The organism is Amycolatopsis sp. NPDC051061, assembly GCF_040682935.1.
Taxonomy (GTDB): Bacteria; Actinomycetota; Actinomycetes; order Mycobacteriales; family Pseudonocardiaceae; genus Amycolatopsis.
In genome coordinates this window covers 89984-108657 of record NZ_JBFBBZ010000034.1, presented here as the reverse complement: position 1 = coordinate 108657, position 18674 = coordinate 89984, and the positions used below count along the sequence as shown (strand labels likewise).

The 18674-nt window shown below is 71.1% G+C and carries 16 protein-coding genes; 11 read left to right on the top strand and 5 right to left on the bottom strand.

All coding sequences use genetic code 11. From position 1 onward, the window contains the following. Positions 1 to 109: 109 nt before the first annotated feature. Positions 110 to 1483, bottom strand: coding sequence for an endo-1,4-beta-xylanase (locus AB0N03_RS36315; protein WP_364381671.1), 1374 nt, complete (start codon positions 1481 to 1483; stop codon positions 110 to 112). Positions 1484 to 1676: 193 nt separating this feature from the next. After that, positions 1677 to 2666, bottom strand: coding sequence for a PaaX family transcriptional regulator C-terminal domain-containing protein (locus tag AB0N03_RS36310; RefSeq protein WP_364381668.1), 990 nt, complete (start codon positions 2664 to 2666; stop codon positions 1677 to 1679). Between the two features lie 210 nt (positions 2667 to 2876). Here AB0N03_RS36310 and AB0N03_RS36305 point away from each other — a divergent pair, with 210 nt between their 5' ends. The 9 genes from AB0N03_RS36305 (at position 2877) to AB0N03_RS36265 (ending at position 12192) form a co-directional block, all read left to right on the top strand. Continuing rightward, positions 2877 to 3794 carry a transporter substrate-binding domain-containing protein gene (locus AB0N03_RS36305; protein WP_364381665.1) on the top strand — a complete coding sequence of 306 codons (918 nt, stop codon included), beginning with the start codon at positions 2877 to 2879 and terminating at the stop codon, positions 3792 to 3794. Beyond that, a complete protein-coding gene (locus tag AB0N03_RS36300; protein ID WP_364381663.1) occupies positions 3791 to 4666 on the top strand; it encodes an amino acid ABC transporter permease in 876 nt (291 codons plus the stop codon). The genes AB0N03_RS36305 and AB0N03_RS36300 overlap by 4 nt, the downstream gene beginning before the upstream one ends. Beyond that, entirely contained in the window at positions 4663 to 5448 is a 786-nt protein-coding gene (locus AB0N03_RS36295) for an amino acid ABC transporter ATP-binding protein (RefSeq protein ID WP_364381660.1), read from the top strand. Before AB0N03_RS36300 ends, AB0N03_RS36295 begins: the two co-directional genes overlap by 4 nt. After that, on the top strand, positions 5445 to 6584 hold the full coding sequence (locus tag AB0N03_RS36290; RefSeq protein WP_364381657.1) for a CapA family protein: 1140 nt from the start codon (positions 5445 to 5447) through the stop codon (positions 6582 to 6584). The genes AB0N03_RS36295 and AB0N03_RS36290 overlap by 4 nt, the downstream gene beginning before the upstream one ends. Further along, the gene (locus AB0N03_RS36285; RefSeq protein WP_364381654.1) at positions 6581 to 7819 is read left to right on the top strand and encodes a CoA transferase; all 1239 of its coding nucleotides are present in this window, start codon (positions 6581 to 6583) and stop codon (positions 7817 to 7819) included. Before AB0N03_RS36290 ends, AB0N03_RS36285 begins: the two co-directional genes overlap by 4 nt. Beyond that, on the top strand, positions 7816 to 8826 hold the full coding sequence (locus AB0N03_RS36280) for a 2-hydroxyacyl-CoA dehydratase family protein (RefSeq protein ID WP_364381651.1): 1011 nt from the start codon (positions 7816 to 7818) through the stop codon (positions 8824 to 8826). Before AB0N03_RS36285 ends, AB0N03_RS36280 begins: the two co-directional genes overlap by 4 nt. Then, a complete protein-coding gene (locus AB0N03_RS36275; RefSeq protein ID WP_364381648.1) occupies positions 8823 to 10046 on the top strand; it encodes a 2-hydroxyacyl-CoA dehydratase family protein in 1224 nt (407 codons plus the stop codon). The genes AB0N03_RS36280 and AB0N03_RS36275 overlap by 4 nt, the downstream gene beginning before the upstream one ends. 25 nt (positions 10047 to 10071) lie before the next feature. After that, a complete protein-coding gene (locus AB0N03_RS36270; protein ID WP_364381645.1) occupies positions 10072 to 11529 on the top strand; it encodes a DUF6351 family protein in 1458 nt (485 codons plus the stop codon). Positions 11530 to 11607: 78 nt separating this feature from the next. Beyond that, positions 11608 to 12192 (top strand): hypothetical protein, encoded by a 585-nt coding sequence (locus tag AB0N03_RS36265; protein ID WP_364381642.1) that lies wholly within the window; start codon positions 11608 to 11610, stop codon positions 12190 to 12192. 3 nt (positions 12193 to 12195) lie between these two features. Here AB0N03_RS36265 and AB0N03_RS36260 read toward each other — a convergent pair whose 3' ends face one another. Beyond that, on the bottom strand, positions 12196 to 13071 hold the full coding sequence (locus AB0N03_RS36260) for an NAD(P)H-binding protein (protein WP_364381639.1): 876 nt from the start codon (positions 13069 to 13071) through the stop codon (positions 12196 to 12198). Between the two features lie 68 nt (positions 13072 to 13139). On the opposite strand from AB0N03_RS36260, the gene AB0N03_RS36255 reads away from it, so the two are divergent. Further along, positions 13140 to 13781 carry a helix-turn-helix domain-containing protein gene (locus AB0N03_RS36255; RefSeq protein ID WP_364381637.1) on the top strand — a complete coding sequence of 214 codons (642 nt, stop codon included), beginning with the start codon at positions 13140 to 13142 and terminating at the stop codon, positions 13779 to 13781. On the opposite strand, the gene AB0N03_RS36250 is transcribed toward AB0N03_RS36255, so the two are convergent. Together AB0N03_RS36250 and AB0N03_RS36245 are read right to left on the bottom strand one after the other, a co-directional pair. Then, positions 13750 to 14436 (bottom strand): SDR family NAD(P)-dependent oxidoreductase, encoded by a 687-nt coding sequence (locus AB0N03_RS36250; RefSeq protein ID WP_364381634.1) that lies wholly within the window; start codon positions 14434 to 14436, stop codon positions 13750 to 13752. The genes AB0N03_RS36255 and AB0N03_RS36250 overlap by 32 nt on opposite strands. A 144-nt stretch (positions 14437 to 14580) precedes the next feature. Further along, positions 14581 to 15189 carry a TetR/AcrR family transcriptional regulator gene (locus AB0N03_RS36245; RefSeq protein WP_364381631.1) on the bottom strand — a complete coding sequence of 203 codons (609 nt, stop codon included), beginning with the start codon at positions 15187 to 15189 and terminating at the stop codon, positions 14581 to 14583. Between the two features lie 195 nt (positions 15190 to 15384). On the opposite strand from AB0N03_RS36245, the gene AB0N03_RS36240 reads away from it, so the two are divergent. Beyond that, entirely contained in the window at positions 15385 to 18567 is a 3183-nt protein-coding gene (locus tag AB0N03_RS36240) for a family 78 glycoside hydrolase catalytic domain (protein WP_364381628.1), read from the top strand. The last annotated feature ends 107 nt before the right edge of the window (positions 18568 to 18674 follow it).

Here is an 18674-nt window from a genome sequence, read left to right as displayed (position 1 = left end):
AGAGACGCCCACGCCCCCACCCCCCCCCCGCCCCCGCCCACCAACACCCACTTTGGGCCGCCCGGCCCCCCCCGCGCCGCGCCCCCCCCCCGACGACTCGGTGCGCCCCTCAGGAGGCGCTGCAGCTGACGCTGGGCCAGTTCTGGTTCCCGTTGTGCTGGATGGTGACGCCCCAGTTGTTGCCGTTTCCGTTGGGTGTCGCGACGAGGACCTGACTGCTGGGCCACGTACCGTTGATGTTCCAGGTGGCGCTGATCCGCGCGGGACTCGGCACGGTCATGGTGACCGTCCACGAACTGGCGCCGCTGACCGAGACGTTGAGGTTGTACCGGTCGCTCCACGACTGCCCGGCCGACAGCGACGCGGTGCAGCTGCCGCCGCCCGGTGTCGTGGTCGGGGTGGTCGGTGTGGTGGTGCCCGTCGGGGTTGTCGTCGGTGTGGTGGTCGTGCCGCCGCCGGAGTTGAGGACGTTCAGCACCGAGTTGTAGGCGGACTTCTTGTTCCCGTTGCCGTCGAACAGGAGCGGGCTCTCACTGGATCGCCAAGAGTCGCTGTCGCGCACGCCCCACACGGTGATGCCGACGCAGCGCGCGACGTTCATGCACGCCTGGGTCAGCGCCGAGTACTGCGAAGTCGACGCGTTCGTGACGTCGACCTCGGTGAGCGCCACGTCGACGCCGAGCGCCGCGAAGCTGGAGATCGTGGTCTGGAGACTGCTCGGGACCGAGCTGCCGCCGGTGAAGTGCGCCTGCAGGCCCACGCAGTCGATCGGCACGCCGCGGGACTTGAAGTCCCGCACCATGTTGTACACACCCTGGGTCTTGCCGTAGTTCCAGTTGTCGATGTTGTAGTCGTTGTAGCAGAGCTTGGTCGAGGAGTCGGCCGCACGCGCGGTCTTGAACGCGACCTCGATCCAGTCGTTGCCGGTGCTCTGCAGGTTCGACGAACGGCGGCTGCCGTCTTCGTTGAAGGCCTCGTTGACGACGTCCCAATATGCGAGTTTGCCCTGGTAGTGGGCCATGACTTTCTGGATGTGGTTGATCATCGCGTTGCGGAGCGTGCTGCCGCTCATGCTCTGCATCCACCCCGGCTGCTGCGAGTGCCAGGCCAGGGTGTGGCCGCGGACCTTCGAACCGTGGCTGACCGCCCAGTTGTAGACCTGGTCGCCGGAGGAGAAGTTGAACTGGTTTTGGTTCGGCTCGGTCGCGTCCGGCTTCATCTCGTTCTCGGGCGTGACCATAGTGAATTCGCGTGCCGCGATCGTGGTGTAGGCCGAGTTGCTGAGCTTGCCGGCGGCGATCGCCGTGCCGAAGTACCGGCCGGATTGGGCGGCCGCGGCGCCGAGCGTACTGGCCGCGGCATCGGCGCCCGGCGCTGTCACCAGGACGGCGGCCGTCGCGGCGACGGTGGCCACTCCGGCCAATGCCCGGGTGGCGGGCGATCGCCACCATCCGCTGCGCGGGCCCGACGAACTTCTTGCCATGCGTGGTCTCCTCAGAAGGCGTGCGCCCAGGAGATACCCACCGCAGGGTCATCGGTGACCTGGACGAGTCGATGAAGTCACTTACCGCAAGCAGAAGAACACGGTGGCTCGCCACCTCGCAAAGAGTTTCGATCGAGTTTCGCCGCAAGGGCTCGGTCGGATGCCCACACGTCCGGCTCGGAAAGTGCCGTCCTTACCGGCGACGCGCGTCGTCCAGCCGGCGAGCCTCGGCGGCCTGCTCGAACGGGGTGTCGCCGGCCGGGTGACGGTCGCCCAGGTCGGCGAACAACGCGGCCACCTTCACCGAGTCGTGGTGGGTGGCCAGCTCGGCCAGCTCGGGGTCGGTGGCGGCGAGCACCTGCCGGAACCGCAGCTCGGCCAGCGGGCCGAGGCGGTCGTAGATCTGGAGGAACACCTTCTGGGCCCGGTCACGCGCCCAGTCGGCGGGCAGCAGTTCGGCGGGCAGGTCGGGGTCGGTCTCCGGGAACCGGCGCCAGTCCACGCGCAGCTCGGTGCGGGTGCGCAGTGCCTGCGCCGGGCTGATCAGGCCGGCGTCCAAGCCGGTGAGCACCTGCTCGTAGCCCTCGACGAACCCGTCGTAGTCCCGGGCGAGGGGCTCGAGGTCGAACGCCGCGACCGCCGCGCCCGAACCGGGGACCTCGGTGGCGCGGAACACCGTCGCGCTGCGGAGATCGAGTTCGCGCAGCGCGGTGAGCGCCGGTTCGGTCAGGTCGTGCGGGCTGACCCACACGCCGTCGTAGAGGGCGGCGAACCGCAGGACCCGCAGCCGCGAACGCAACGCCGTGCGCAGCCCCCGCTCCTGTTCCGGCACCGAGAACGTGACCACGGTCCAGAGCCCGTCCCAAGCGGGGGCGCTCGTGCCGAAGGTCAGCATCCGGTGCGTGCGCTCGATGATCACCTCGGACGTGCGCGCCGGGATGCCGTAGGCCGTCGTCCGTCCGCTGCGCGACACGGTGAGCAGCCCCCGGGCGGCGAGCCGGCGGATCGCCGCCCGCGCGCTCGCCGGGCTGATGTCGAACTCGCCGAGCAGCTGCACCAGGGCGGCCGAGGGGATGTGCTCGTCGCGCCAGTACCAGAAGTCGCCGAGCAGGGACGTCAGGAGCAGCTGGGGCTCGGCTCCCTGCTGGGAGCGGGGCAGCGGCCCCGAGGGCGTCGCTGTCATCGCGCGCCTGCCTCTTCCGGGTTCGGGTCGGCGGCCGGACGGGGGTGCCCGCCGCGGGTGTCCATGGTGGCAGTGCCGGCCGGGCGGCCGCACCGAGGGGTTGAATCACGCGACACATCATGCGACGATCGGCGACCAGATAGCAACCAATCGATCCCCCGGGTTCCCGCGCCGCCCTTCTGGGACGGCCTTCCTCAGGAAGAAAACGACATGGGTTCCTCTCTTCGTCAATGGCGTCGAAGCTCGCTCGCCGCGGTCGCCGCGGGGCTCGTCCTGGCCGGGTGCACGGTCGACGACGGCGCGGCCCCGGCGCCCACGGCCGCCGCCCTGACCGCCGACGCGGCGTTGCACGACCAGCTGCCGCAGGCGGTCAAGGACTCGGGTGTCCTCCGGTTCGCCGGGGACTCCCACCCGCCCTACCGCACGGTCGGCCCGGACGGGAAGACCGTCACCGGCATCGACAACGACTTCCAGCAGGCGCTCGGCCAGCTCTTGGGCGTGCGCACGGAAACGACCATCGTCAGCGGGCTCCCGGCCGCGCTGCAGGGCATGCTCAGCGGCCGGTACGAGGCCTTCAACGGGCCCGTCAAGGCCACCGCCGAACGCGAGAAGCAGTTCGACACCGTCACGTGGATGACCACCCGGACCTCCTACGTGGTCCCGACCGGCTCCGCTGCCGGGATCAAGCAGGCCGCGGACCTGTGCGGCAAGCGCGTCGCGGTGGTCACCGCCAGCGTCGTGGAGGACCAGCTCGCCAAGCTGTCGGCGTTCTGCGAGAAGCAGCAGCGCCCGGCCGTGCAGGTGGTCGGGCTCGACGACACGAACGCCACCCTGCTGGCCGCGAAGTCCGGCCGCGCCGAGGCCGCCGGGATGACCCAGGCGGCCGCGATCGACGTGACCACCCAGCAGAAGGGGCAGTACGAGTACGTGACGCAGACCGAAGAGCAGGGCGCCACAAAGGACAACCTCGCGCTGTACACCCCGAAGTCCGGCAAGCTCGGCCCGGTCCTGCAGAAGGCGTTCGAGGAGCTGTTCCGCAACGGCACCTACACGCGGATCATGCAGCATTGGGGTCTCGAGGACGTGACGGTCCCGCAGCCGCTGTTCGACGTGGCGTCGGCGAAATGACCGCGATGTCCACTGTGGAGGAGACGTCGACGGCGCGCGACGACGTCGGCGAAGCCCGCGGCCGGTTCCGCCCGCTGCGCTGGCTGTTCGTGCTCGCGCTGGTGGTGCTGGCCGCGCAGCTGGTCGTCTTCCTGGCCGGCAACTCACGGTTCCAGTGGGACGTCGTGGCGAAGTACCTCTTCGAGAAGAGCGTCATGGCCGGCTTGGGCACCACGGTGCTGCTCGCGGTCGCGGCGATGGTCCTCGGCTCGCTCGCCGGCGGGCTGGTCGCGGCGATGCAGCTGAGCGGGTTCGGGCCCGCCCGGTGGGTGGCGACGCTGTGGGTGGGGCTCTTCCGCGGCATCCCGCCACTGGTGCAGCTGATCTTCTGGTTCAACCTCGCCTACCTGTTGCCCAAGCTCTCGATCGGCATCCCGTTCGGCCCGGTGTTCGGGACGTGGGACGCCAACAGCGTCATCACGCCGCTGACGGCCGCGGTGATCGGCCTGTCGCTCGTGGAGTCGGCCTACCTGGCGGAGATCTTCCGCGCCGGGGTGTCGTCGGTCGACCCCGGCCAGCGCGACGCGGCCCGCGCGATGGGCTACCCGCCGGGCCAGACGCTGCTGCGGATCGTGCTGCCGCAGGCGATGCGCGTGATCATCCCGCCCGCGGGCAGCCAGTTCATCAACGTGCTCAAGGGCACCGCGCTCGTGTCGGTCATCGCGATGTCGGACCTGCTGCACTCGGTGCAGGTGATCTACAACCGCACCTACGAGATCGTGCCGATGCTGCTGGTCGCCTGCTTCTGGTACCTGGTCGTGGTCACCGTCCTGACGGCCGGGCAGCGCCGGCTGGAACGCCGGTTCTCCCGCGGCCACCGGAGCATCCGATGACCGCGCCCGTGCTGCGGATCAACGACGTCCGCAAGGAGTTCGGAACTGTGACCGCGCTCGCGGGGGTCAGCCTCGACGTGCACGAGGGGGAGGTGGTCGTCGTGATCGGGCCGTCGGGCTCGGGCAAGTCGACGCTCGTCCGCTGCGCGCACCAGCTGGAGCCCGTCGACGGCGGGGCGATGTACCTCGACGGCGAGCTGCTGGGCCACCGGCGCTCGCCGGGTGGCCTGCGTCCCTTGACCGAGCGGCGGATCGCCGCCCAGCGGCGCCGGATGAGCATGGTCTTCCAGCAGTTCAACCTGTTCCCGCAGTTCACCGTGCTGCGCAACGTGACCGACGCGGCGATCCGCGTCCACGGGCGTGATCGGTCCATAGTGGAGCAAGAGGCCCGGGAGCTCCTGGAGCGCATCGGCCTGGCCGGGCGCGAGGACCACTACCCGCGGCAGCTCTCCGGCGGACAGCAGCAGCGGGTCGCCATCGCCCGGGCCGTCCTGGTCCGGCCGCGGATCATGCTGTTCGACGAGCCCACCAGCGCGCTCGACCCGGAGCTGGTCGACGAAGTCCTGGCCGTGCTGCGGGACCTCGCCGCGGCGGGTACGACGATGGTCGTGGTCACCCACGAGATGGCCTTCGCTCGCGAAGTGGCCGACCGGTGCGTGTTCATGGAAGCGGGCCGGATCGTCGAGGAGGGCCCGCCGGGCGAGCTGTTCGCGCGGCCCCGGACCGACCGGCTGCGCGCCTTCCTGTCCCGCCACCGGTCCGAAAAGGAGAGTGCTTCGTGATCACTGTCGGCGCCGTCGGCGACCTCATCCTGGACGAGCCGGACCCCGAGTCCTTCCTCGCCCCGGCCGCGTCGGTGCTGCGCGGGATGGACCTGGCCATCGGACACGTCGAGGTGCCGCATTCGACCACGGCGGTCCAGCGCAGCACCGACGTCCCGGCGCCCCCGGCGGACCCCGAGGCGCTGAAAGCGGTGGCCGACGCGGGGTTCGCGGTGGTCACCCTGGCGGGCAACCACGTCTGCGACGCGGGGGACGGGGGACTGGCCGACACCATCGCCTACTCCCGCGCGGCGGGGATGGTGACGGCCGGGGCCGGGCCGGACCTCGCGCGGGCCCGGCGCCCGGCGATCGTCGAGCGCGGTGGCCTGCGCATCGGCGTGCTGTCCTACAACTGCGTCGGCCCGCGCGACTCCTGGGCCACTTCCCGCAAGCCCGGCTGCGCGTACGTCCACGTCCTCACCCACTACGAACTCGACCACGCCAGCCCGGGCGGGCCGCCGAAGATCTACACCTTCGCCGACCCGGACAGCCTGGAGGCGATGGCCGAGGACGTGCGCCGCCTGCGCGCCGAGGCCGACGTCGTGCTCGTGTCGCTGCACAAGGGCGTCGGGCACACGCCGATGGTGGTCGCGATGTACGAGAGCCCGGTCGCCCGCGCGGCGATCGACGCCGGTGCGGACGCCGTGTTCTCCCACCACCCGCACATCATGCGCGGCATCGAAGTCCACAGAGGACGGCCGATCTTCCACGGGCTGGGGAACTTCGTCACCGTCACCCACGCCCTGACGCCGGGAGCAGGTGTCGGCGCGGACGAGCTGCGCGCGTGGGCCGAACGCCGGACGAAGCTCTACGGCTTCGCGCCCGACCCGGACATGCCGTTCTTCCCGTTCCACCCCGAAAGCCGCAACACCGCCATCGCCTTCTGCCGCTTCGACGAGACCGGGCTGCGCGAAGCCGGTTTCGTGCCCTGCTGGGTCGACGACCAGGGTCGTCCGGTGCCGGTCGGTGGGACGTCCGAGGGCGAGGCCGTGACGAAGTACGTCGAGGACATCACCCGCGGCGCGAACCTCAACGGCCGGTTCACCACCCGCGGCACCGAAGTGCTCATCGACCTTTCCGAGGGAGCCACCGCATGACCGACCAGCCACTGGCCGGCCGCACCGTCATCGACCTGACCACCGCGCTCGCCGGGCCGTACGCGACGCTGCTGCTCGCCGGGCTCGGGGCCACCGTGATCAAGGTCGAGAACCCGGCCACCGGCGGGGACTCCTCCCGCAACAACGCGCCTTACGTCGGCCGTGACGGCCTGAACCTCGCCCGCCGGCACGACGACGACCTGTCCGTGTCGATGCTCCTGCGCGGCCGCAACAAGCTCAGCGTCACCCTCGACCTGAAGAACCCGCGATCGCGAGCCGTGTTCACCGACCTCGTCCGCGACGCCGACATCCTCGTCGAGAACTACAGCCCCGGGGTCACCGACCGCCTCGGCATCTCCTACGACCACGTCCGCGAGATCAACCCCCGGCTCGTCTACACCTCGATCAGCGGGTTCGGCGCCCAGGGCGGCCCGGGTTCGGGCAAGGCGATGGACTCGATCATCCAGGCGCTGAGCGGCGTGATGATGACCGCGGGCGAGCCCGACGAAGGTCCGGTCCGGTTCGGGCTGCCGATCGGCGACCTGCTGGCGCCGCTGTTCGCCGTCGTCGGCACGGTGTCCGCGCTGCTGCAGGCCGAGCACACCGGCGAGGGCCAGCACGTGGACGTGTCGATGCTCGGCGCGCTGACCTCGCTGGTCGCGTGCGAGCCGTTCGACGCCTTCGACGCGGTCGGCCTGCCCCAGCGCACCGGGTCGATGGTGCCGCGGCTCGCGCCGTTCGGCATCCTGCCCGCTCTTGACGGCTACCTCGCCCTTTGCGCGCCGACCGACACCTTCGCCCACGGCGTGCTCCGGGCGATCGGCCGGCCGGACCTGGCCGAAGACGACCGCTACCGCACCCGCGACCAGCGGGTTCGGTCCGCGGACGAGCTGCACGGGCTCATCCGGGAGTGGTGCCGGGTGCGGCCGCTGGCCGAAATCCTCGCCGCGTTCACCGCCGAGGGCGTGCCGGCCGCCGAGGTCCGCGAACCGCGCGACGCCGTCCGCGACCCGTTGGTCCTGGCGCGTGAAGAAGTCGTGCCGCTGCGGCACCCACGCCACGGGGACGTCGCCGATCTGGCCGGGACCGGCGTGCCGATCCGGTTCTCCGCCGCCCGCGTTTCCCTCGACCGGCCGGCGCCGGGCCTGGGGGAGCACAACGAGCACGTCTACCGCGAACTGCTCGGCTACACCGAGCAGCAGGTGGCGGAACTGGCTGCGGAGGCCGTGATTTGAGCGCCCCGGCCGTGGGGTACGTCGGGGCCGACGTCCCGGTCGAGCTGATCACCGCGGCGGGGCTGCTGCCGCTGCGGCTCGCCGGGAAGCCGGGCGAGGACAGCACACCGGGCGACCGCTACCTCGGCCGCGGCGTGGACCCGGTCGCCCGGTCGATCCTGACGCGGATCCTCACCGGCGGCTACGGGCCGCTCGAAGCCATCGTCGTCTCCCGCGACTGCGAAGCCTCGTTGCGGCTGTTCTACGCCTTGCGGGAGCTGCACCGGGTCGAGCCGGAGCGGCGGCTGCCGCCGGTGCGCCTGGTGGACGTGCTGCACCTGCCGCACCACACGACGACCCGGTACGTCCAAGCGAAGATCGCGCAGCTGCGCGAATGGCTGGGACGCTGGCGGCCGATCGGCGACGACGAGCTCGCCGCGGCCATCACCGCGCACGACACCCTGCGCCGGTCACTCGGCCGGGTCGCCGCCCTGCGCCGGGCGAACCGGCTGAACGGGACCCGGTTCCTCGAGGTCGTCGCCGCCACCACCGCGTTGCCGGTCACGGCGGCCACCGCGCTCGTCGAGCGGGTGCTCGCCGCCGGCTCGCCCGAGGTCGAGGGGGTCCGGCTGTTCCTCACCGGCAGCTCCCACGACGACCCGGCGGTTTACGAAGCCTTGGAGCGCAACGGTTTCCTCGTCGCGGGGGAGGACCACGACTGGGGCGAACTGCTCTTCGCCCGAACCTGCGCGGCACCGACGGAACTCGCGCTGGCCGAGCGGTACCAGCACAACGGCCCCGCCGCCCCGCGCGCGTCCATCCGGCAGCGCGCCGCGCACACCGCCGCGGCCGCGCACGCTTGCGGCGCGGAGGTCCTGTTCTCCTACGCCCGCGTCCACGACGACGCACCGCCGTGGGACTTCCCGGAGCAGCGGGCCGCGACGGGACTGCGCGCGGTCCTGGCCGAGCGGCAGCCCTACGGCGAGCTGACCGCCGAAGCCCTGGCCGCGTTGGGGGCGGCGGGATGAGCGCCCGGCTGGCGTCCGCGACCACGGCGATCGCCTACCAGCGCGAGTGGTTCGCCCGGGTGCGCGACGCCGGTGGCCCCCTGGCATTGGTCAACGCGGACGCGCCGCAGGAGATCTTCCGCGCGATGGGCATCCCGTACGTGGTCAACCAGTGGTGGGCGTCGATCGTCGCGGCGAAGCGCCAGACGCAGCGCTACCTCGGCCTGCTGCGCGACCGCGGCTACCCCGACTACATCGAGCAGTACAGCGCCACCTCGCTGGCGTCGGCGTTCGAGACCGATCCCGGCCAGGCGCCGTGGGGCGGCCTGCCGAAGCCGTCGATCGTGCTCGGCGAGACGACCGGGGACGCGTCCCGCAAGATCTTCGACGTCTGGGACGCGCAGCCCGGCGTCACCTACTACGCCCTGGAGAGCGCGGCGGAGAACGAGGTCCCGGAGCGGTGGTGGGAGCTGATGCCGCACCGCTGGGAGGAGGCGATCGGCACCGACCGGCTCGACCTGCTGACCGGCGAGCTGACGGGGCTGATCCGCTTTCTGGAGCAGACCACCGGCCGGGTGTTCTCCGAGACGCGGTTCCGCGAGGTCCTGGACCTGGTCAACGAGCAGCAGGAGTGGAACCGCCGCACGCGCGACCTCATCGCGGCCGCCCGGCCGTGCCCGATCGCCGTCACCGACGGCATCCCGAGCGTCATGGTCCCGCAGTGGCACCGCGGCACCGAATGGGCGCGCGACGCCGCGCGCGCGTTCCACGACGAGGTACGCGACCGGATCGACGCCGGCGTCGCGGTGGGCCAGGACGAGCGGCTCCGGCTGATGTGGGTCGGCCGCGGGCTGTGGTTCGACCTCGAGTTCTACCGGCGGTTCCAGGAGTCGCACGGCGCGGTCTTCGTGTGGTCGATGTACCTGGCCATCGCCGCGGACGGCTACCTGCGCTACGGCGACGACTCGCTGCGCGCGTTGGCCGCTCGCTTCGCTGCCTTCAGCGACCAGCTGTACACGCCGCCGTGGTCGGCGGAGTGGTACGTCAAGGAAGCCCGCCACCACGGCGTCGACGGCGTGGTGCACCTGGTGTCCGACGACGCGCGCGGCAGCTACTTCACGACCCGTGCCCTGCGTGCGGCGGGCATCCCGGTGCTGGAGCTGCACGCGGACAACGTCGACGCCCGCACGGGCGACGACCTGACCGCGCGGATGACCGCGTGGCTCGACGAACTGAGCTGACCGTCCGGAAAGAACAGGAGCGTTCATGGGTACCAGACTGACCTTGCTGGCCACGGCCGTGATCCTCGCTGCCGCCCTCCCCGCCACCGCACACGCGGCGGACTCCGGAACGCCCTGCCCGGGCTCGGCGACGTGCGTCGACGGGCAGCTGGCCGACGGCACGCCCTACACCTTCGCCAAACCCACCCGGTGGAACGGCGCCGTGCTGGTCGACCTCGACTTCGCCGCGGGCGGGCTGTCGAGCGCACTCACCGCGAGCCTCTTGCGGCGCGGTTACGCGGTCGGCGGCACCACGCGCACGATCACCGGCTGGAACATCGCGCGGGCCGTCGACAACCAGGCGGCGGCGCTCGGCCGCTTCGAAACCGCCTTCGGCCGCGCCCGGTACGCGATCGCCGAAGGCCGCTCGATGGGCGGGATGGTCGCCGCCGGGGTCGCGCAGGTGTACCCCGGCCGGTTCGACGCGGCCGTGCCGATGTGCGGCGGTCTCGGCGGGGCGGTGGGGCAGTGGAACCAGAAGCTCGACACCGTCTTCACGCTCAAGACCCTGTTGTTCCGCGGTACCGCCCTCCCGGTGACCGGCATCCCCGCCGACGTCCCCGGAACCCAGCAGCAGTGGATTTCGGCGGTGACCGCGGCCCAAGCGACCGCGGCGGGCCAGGCGCGCATCGCGCTCGCGGCGGCGATCGGCCAGCTGCCGGGCTGGGGCCTGGCCGCCGACGGTTCGACGACCGCGGTGCCGGACACCGCCGACGGTGTCGAGCAGGGGATGTTCCTGGCCCTCGCGGGCGGGCCGCTACCCTACCTCGGGCAGGCGGTCAGCAGCCGGCGGAGCATCGAGCAGCTCGCGGGCGGGAACCCGTCGTGGAACACCGGAGTCGACTACGCGCGCCAGCTCACGACGGCCGAGCCGAGTCAGCAGAACGCCGTGCGGCGGCTGTACGAACGCGCCGGGCTCGACCTGCGCGCCGACCTCGGCCGGCTCGCCGCCGCACCGCGCGTGTCCGCCGATCCCGCGGCGGTCCGCTACCTCGAGCGGGGCATCGTGTTCACCGGTGACCTGCGGATCCCGGTGCTCACGGTCAACGGCACCGGCGACCAGATCTCGACCGTCGCCCAGCAGCACTCCTACGACGCCCTGGTCCGCCGGGCGGGCAACGCGTCCTTGCTCCGGCAGACCTACGTCCGGACGGCCGGGCACTGCACCTACACCACCGGCGAACAGCAAGCGGCGATCGACCGGATGCTGACCCGGCTGCGCACCGGGCGCTGGCCCGACACCGCACCCCGGACGATGAACGGGCTGGCGGCCGCCGCGGACGGCGGGCCAGGACGCTACCTGCCCTACACACCCCCGCGGTTCAACCGGATGTATCCCGCCGTCGGCCGGCCCGGGTGCGCGAGCCGAGACGCCCGGATCGGCTCCGAGACGGACGTTCGGCCGTCGATGTCCGAAAGGGCAGGTTTCACGTGCGGTGGTTGACGTCCCGGCCGGCGCGCACCAAGCTCCGGCCGATACCGGCCCGCAGCCGGAACACCGGCTGAGTCAGGAGGAATCCCCGTGACGGTACCCGCTCGGCGACCGAAGACGAGGTGGCTCGCGCCCCTGGTGCCGGCGGTGGCCGTGGGCTTGGCCGCGTGTGGCTCGGTCGGCGTGAGCGGGTCGGCGGTGGCGGTGACGAGCCCGTCCGCTTCGCCAGCGAGCGCTTCCCCCGAGACGTCCCAGGCGCAGCCCGCATCCGGTGCCGAGACCCTCCAGGGCGCCCTCGAGCGCTGGGTGACCCAGATCTTGCAGGAGCAGTACACGGAGGCGTGCCTTTCCGGCGCTCCCCTGCTGCCCGCCGGCCAAGACGCCGAAACGCTCTGCAGGAAACCCGCGGCGCTCGCGAGCGCCAAGTCGCTGCGCGAGGCCTGGGCCAAGCCGGGCGTCAAGCTGCCCCCGGAGGGAAAGGTCGAGGTCGCCGGGGTGACCGCGCAGGGGAACGAGGTGACCGTCCCGGACACGGCCGTCAAGCTCGACGGCCGTACGTTGCACAGCCTCGAACTGATCGGCGCGACCGGGGACACGGGCTCGTTCAGCCTCACCTTCAAGATGGAGAAGCACGAAGGAGCCTGGTACGTCCAGGGCTTCGACCTCGAGCTCTGAGGCTTACCCGGCCACGGCCGGTTTGACGGTGTCTTCGGCGAACTCGCGGAACGTGGTGGGCGTGGTGTTCCCCGTGGTGCGCGGCGTGGCGTTGGTGATGCCGCGTTCGCCGGCGAGGTCCATGTCCATCATGGACTGGGCGATCGCCTCGGAGACGCCACGGCCGACGAGGAACTGTTTGACGGCCGCGCGGTCTCCGAGCTGGTACCGGATGGGCGTGCCGAGAACGTTGGTGAGGGTTTCGGCGACGTCGTGGTACGAGAGGTCCTCGCCACCGAGGACCTCGACCGAGTCCGGCCCGGTCCAGGTGTGGTCGAGGAGGTACTCGGCGGCGAGCGCCGCGATGTCCTTCGTCGCGATCCACGGCATCGTGAAATCCGCGGGAAGGGTGCCCGAGACGGCCCCGTTCCTGATCGTGTCCACCTGCCTGAGGACGTTGTCCATGAAGGTCGGCAGGGCCAGTGCGCGCACGTGCGCGCCGGTGCTGCGGAAGAGGTCTTCCATCGCGTGCGACGCGGAGACGTGGCCTGCGTAGATCTGCGATCCGCGCCCGAGCGAGGAGATGATCACGACGCGGGGGACCGCGTGGCGTACGACGGCGTCGGCGCCCGGGATCGAAGCGGTCACGTACGCCTCGTACGGGCTGCTCGCGGTCGCGGCCGCCGGCATGAGCCAGAACAGCGCGTCGGCGCCGTCGAGGGCGCGATCCAGGACCTCGCGATCGCGATGCGATCCGACGATGATCTCGGCTCGCTCCCGTACCTCGGCCGGCAGCTTGCCGGGGTCCCGGACGATCAGGCGGACCGGTTCGGCCCCCTGGAGCAGCGCGGCGACGAGCTTGCGGCCGATCTGCCCGGTGGGGGCGGTGATCACGATCATGGATGATGTCTCCGATCAGCGGAAGCGGAAGTAAACTCGACTGTACCGTATACTTTAAGGTGGATGCCATGGCCCGACGCGGCGAAGCGCTGCGCGAGCACATCCTCGACGCGGCGAAGCTCGCGTTCCTGGAGGACGGCTTCGAGCGGACCTCCATGGACGCGATCGCGGCGCGCGCGGAGACGTCGAAGCGTTCTCTCTACGCGCACTTCCCTACGAAGGACACGCTCTTCCTCGCGGTCGTCGAGCGCATCCGCGCCCTGTTCGGTGCCCGGATGCGCACTCCCGCCGAGTACTCGGCGCAACCGTCGGAAGCGGTCGTGCGGTACTGCGGACGCTTCGTCCAGCTGTTGCGGTGGTCGTCGGTGGCCAGGATGCTCCGGCTCGGCATCGCCGAGGCGGATCGGCTGCCGGACCTGGCGGCGGGACTCTACGACGTCCTCTTCGGGGTCACGGCCGGCGATCTCGCGGCACATCTGGTGATGACGTCGGAGTTCTCGGCCGAGGAGGCCGAGGTGGCGGCGAACGAGCTGATCGGCCTCGTCGTCCATCCGACGCTTCCCCGCCTGCTGTTCGGAGTCGAACCACTCTCGGAGGAGATGCCGGAGGAGACCCGCCTGGCGTCGGATGTCGACCTCGACCGGATCAGGCGCCTCGTCGGCCTCGTGGCGGATCCGGCTACCAGGGCAGCTCCCCGGTTTCGTCGCTGAACGTGCCGGTCGGGCCGTCCACGTCGAGGGTGGCCAGGCGCACGACCGTTTTCGCGCTCTCCTCCGGGGACCGGCCGATCCCGAAGGCCGCGGTCAGGTCGGTGGCCGTGGTGCCGGGCTCGACGGCGTTGAACTTGATGCCCGGCTGGGACTTCGCGTACTGGACGGTCAGCATGGTCGCCGCGGCCTTGGACGCGGAGTAGAGCGCGAGCGGCAGCCGGAACTCCGGCCGGTCGGGGTTGTTCACCGCCCAGAACGAGCCGGCGCTGCTCGAAACCGTGACCACGGTGGGGTTCGGCGACTTGCGCAACAACGGGAGTGCCGCCTCGGTGACGCGCACGATCCCCACCGCGTTGGTGTCGAAGACTCGCAGGGCGGTGGGGCCGTCGAGGGCTTCGCTGCCGAGGACGCCCGCGTTGTGCACCAGGACGTCGAGCCGGCCCTCGGCGGAGCCGATCGTGGCCAGTGCGCTGGTCACCGAGGCGTCGTCGGTCACGTCGAGTTGCACGAACCGCGCACCGAGGTCCGCGGCCGCTTTCTCGCCGCGCTCGACGTCACGAGCTCCGAGGTAGACGGTGTGGCCCTGTGTCAGGAGTTGTTTCGCTGTCTCGAAACCGATGCCCTTGTTGGCTCCGGTGATCAAGGTGACAGTCATGGGCGTCCTTTCAGGTGGACGAACCGTCCGTTGTGGACTTGGTCATCGGCGCGGCCAGGCCGACTTCGTCGACTTCCGCATCGATCGATGCAGAACTCAACCGTAGCAGATTCCGCATCGATCAATGCGGAAGTCGGGTCGACGTCAGAGGAGCGGCCAGCCGCGCAGGGCGGCGTCGGCCATCTCCTGGAGCTCGTCGCGGGCGATCCCGCTCGCGGCCTGCACGGCGATGCCGTATCCCAGGGTGGTGACGTAGCGGGCGAGCAGCGCCGGGTCGGCCGTCGGGGGCAGGTCACCGTCGTCGACGGCTCGCTCGAACCGGTCTCGGAGGGTGGTGTAGCCGTCGTCGCGCCAGCCGATCAGCAGGTCGCGGGCCCCACGGCCGGCGTCGCCGGTGGCCAGGGCGCCCTGGACGCCCAGGCACCCGTGGGGGCCGGCCGGCCGGGTGGTCGTCTGGATCGTGCCCGCGATGAGCGCGGTGGCGACGTCGAACGCGGTGGGCTTTTCCAGGGCGCGCGTGACGTACGCGCTCGGGCCTTCGGTGTAGCGATCCAGGGCCTTGCGGAACAGCTCTTCCTTGTTGCCGAAAGTGGCGTACATGCTGGTCGTGGAGATGCCCATCGCCTCGGTCAAGGTCGCCAGGCTGGCCCCTTCGTAGCCGTGTTCCCAGAACACCAGCAGGGCGCGCTCGAGTGCTTCGTCGGCGTCGAATCCCCGCGGGCGGCCGGCCGGGCGGCGCTTCTCGGTCTCCACGGACGCAGTCTATCTCTTCCGCAACGATCGATGCGGAAGAAAGCGGGAGTTCGCGTTCGCTGAGCCGGACTGGCCGCGCGGTAGCCGTCTTCTCCTTGTCACCGGGAAGACCCTCTGTCTACTATTACCTCCGTCACAGGAATTGAAACGATTCATTTTCCGGCCTGACGACCGGTCACCGCAGAGAGGACCGCGATGATTCCGCGCCTGATGACGGCTTCGGCGGCCCTGCTGACCTTGCTCGTCCTGGGAGTGACGCCCGCGGGGGCCTATCCCGTGCCCCCGGCCGGCGGCGTCCAGGCCGGTGGTCTGCAGGTCGAGCACCAGGTCGATCCGCTCGGGGTGGACGTGGCGCGGCCGCGGTTCGGCTGGGTTCTGACGGCGAAGGACAACGGACGCCAGTCGGCGTACCGGATCGCGGTGTCGACCAAGCCGGACGGGCCGGCGGACGTCTGGGACAGCGGCGAAGTGCGGTCCTCGCAATCGTTCGACGTCGGCTACGCCGGGGACGCCCTGCGTCCGCGCACCCGCTACTTCTGGCGGGTCCAGGTTTGGGACGCTGCTCGCCACGCTTCGCGGTGGAGCGAGCCCGCGTGGTTCGAGACGGCGTTCCTCGCCCCCGGCCAGTTCCGGGGTGACTGGATCGGCGCGCAAGCGTCCTCGACCCCGCCGTCGTTCGACGGTGCGAGCTGGATCTGGTACCCCGAGGGCGCTCCGGCCGACTCGGCGCCGGCCGGGACGCGGTACTTCCGGCGTGCGTTCGACCTGCCCGCCGGCAGCCCGATCACCGCGGCCGAGTTCGAGCTCACCGCCGACGACAGCTTCACCGTGTACGTCAACGGACAGCAGGTCGCCGCCTCGCCGCGGGTGGCCGATTCGTGGCGAACGGCCACCGTTGTCGACATCTCGACGGCACTGCGGCCCGGCCACAACGTGATCGCCGCCGAGGCCACCAACGCCCTGCCGGGCCCGGCCGGGTTCCTCGCCAGGCTCCGGGTCGAAAGTACCTCGGTCGACCTCGTCACGGACGGCGCCTGGAAATCCGCCGACACGGCCGCGACCGGCTGGCAGCAGCCCGGTTTCGACGACTCGGCCTGGCCGCAGGCGCGGGTGGGGGCCGCCTATGGAGCCGGTCCGTGGGGCAGCTCGGTCACGACGCCGCCCCCGCCGGAACCGTTGCTGCGCACCGAGTTCACGCTCGACAAGCCGATCAAGTCCGCACGCGCCTACATCGCCGGTCTCGGTTACTACAAGCTCTACCTCAACGGCGGCCGGATCGGCGACCGCGAACTCGACCCGGGGTTCACCGTCTACGACAAGACCGCCCTGTACGCGACCTACGACGTCACCGACGCTCTGCGGAAGGGCGGCAACGCGGTGGGGGTGAGCCTGGGGCGCGGGTACTACGCGATGACGAACCCCGACGAGTGGGTGGCTTCCCCGTGGCACAGCGAGCCCAAGCTGAAGCTCGAGCTCGACATCACCTACCGGGACGGCAGCACCCAGCAGGTCACCAGCGACCACAGCTGGAAGCTCGCCGACGGCCCCACCCGCACGGAGTCGCTCTGGTTCGGGGAAACCTACGACGCCCGGCTGGCCCGGCCCGGCTGGAACCGTACCGGGTTCGACGACGCCGGCTGGCGGCCCGCCGTGGCGGTACCCGCACCCGCCGGGACACTGCGCGCCGAGGCGTTCCCGCCCATCAAGGCGACCGAGAAGCTCCCGATCACCGGCGTCACCACGCCCCGCGACGGCGTGCGCGTCTACGACGTCGGCGGCCCCACTGCGGGCTGGGCCCGGGTCGGCCTGCGCGGGCCCGCCGGCGCCGAGGTGACGATCACCTACGGCGAGAAGCTGCGTCCGGACGGCACCGTGGACAACATCGGCGGGTTCGGCATGCAGCTGCAGTCCTCCACGTACATCCTCGCCGGCGACGGTCCGGAGAGTTACCAGCCCAGCTACAGCTACGCGGGCTTCCGCTATTTCCAGGTCTCCGCGCCCGCGGGCGTCACCGTCGACTCGGCGGAGGCGGAGCGCGTCCACACAGCGGTCGCCACCACCGGCGACTTCAGCAGTTCCAGTCAGCTGCTCAACCGCTACGATGACGCCGAAGCGAACACGATCCTGAACAACCTGCACTCCGTCCCGACCGACACCCCGATGTACGAGAAGCGGCCCTACACGGCCGACGCGCACCTGTCCGCGGACTCCGCGATCGCCCACTTCGACATGCGGGACTTCTACGAGAACTGGATGCGCGAGCACCGGGACGACCGGAACCCGGACGGGACGATCGGCCAGACCGTGCCCGCCACGGTCGGCGGCAAGAAGGTCACGGACCCGGTCTGGTCGGCGAGCTTCGTCCTGATCACCTGGGACCTCTACTGGTACTACGGCGACACCCGGGCGCTCGCCGAGAACTACGACGCGATGAAAGCCTGGCTCGGCTACTACGAGCAGGACATCGCGAAGACCGGGGACATCTACACGGGCTTCAGCTACGGCGACTGGCTCGCACCCGGCGCCGCGAACCCGCCCGAGGGCACCCGGCTCGCCGGCACCGCCTACATCCACAAGACCGCGACGACCATGGCCCGGATCGCGCGCGCCCTCGGCCACGACGCCGACGCCCGGCACTTCGACGCCTTCGCGGGCACGGTCGCGAACGCGCTCAACGCGACGTTCTTGGACAAGGCTGCCGGGGCCTATTACGACGACCGTGCCGCGGGATACCGCCAGACGTCGAACCTGCTGCCGCTGAGCCTCGACATCGTCCCCGCGGCGAACCGTCCGGCCGTGGTCGACAACCTCGTCGGCGACATCAAGGCGCGTGGCGTCCACCTGAACACCGGTGCGCTGGGTACGAAGCTCATCCTCCCGGCGCTCACCGACGCCGGGTACGGTGACCTCGCCTACCAGGTGGCCACGAACCCGACGTACCCCGGCTGGGGCTACTGGTTCGAGGGGCTCGGCGCCACGACGATGTGGGAGGAGTGGCCCGCCACGTCACGCTCCCACGACCACGCCTTCCTCGGCACGGTCGACGACTGGCTCTACCAGCGCGTCGCGGGGATCCAGCCGGCCGCGCCCGGTTATGCGGCGGTGAAGATCCAGCCCCACCCGGTCGGCGACCTCACGAACGCGTCCGCCCACGTCGAGTCCCCGCTCGGCCAGGTCAGCTCGGCGTGGACCCGCGACCACGGCCGGTTCACCCTGCGCGCCGGCGTGCCCGCCGGGGCGACGGCCGAAATCTTCGTGCCGGCACGTGACCGCCGTGCCGTCCAGGCTCCGCCGGGCGCCCGGTTCGACGGCATGCAGAACGGTTATGCCGCTTTCCAGGTCGGCTCCGGCGACTACGTCTTCCGCGCCGCTGGGTAGTGACCTGTACCGGTTCCCGGGTTCCGCGCCAGGCGGTCGAATCCACTGTAGACGGCTAGCCGGTCAGGACCGGACCGCTTCCGGTGCGGCCCGTGCTGTGCAAGCTC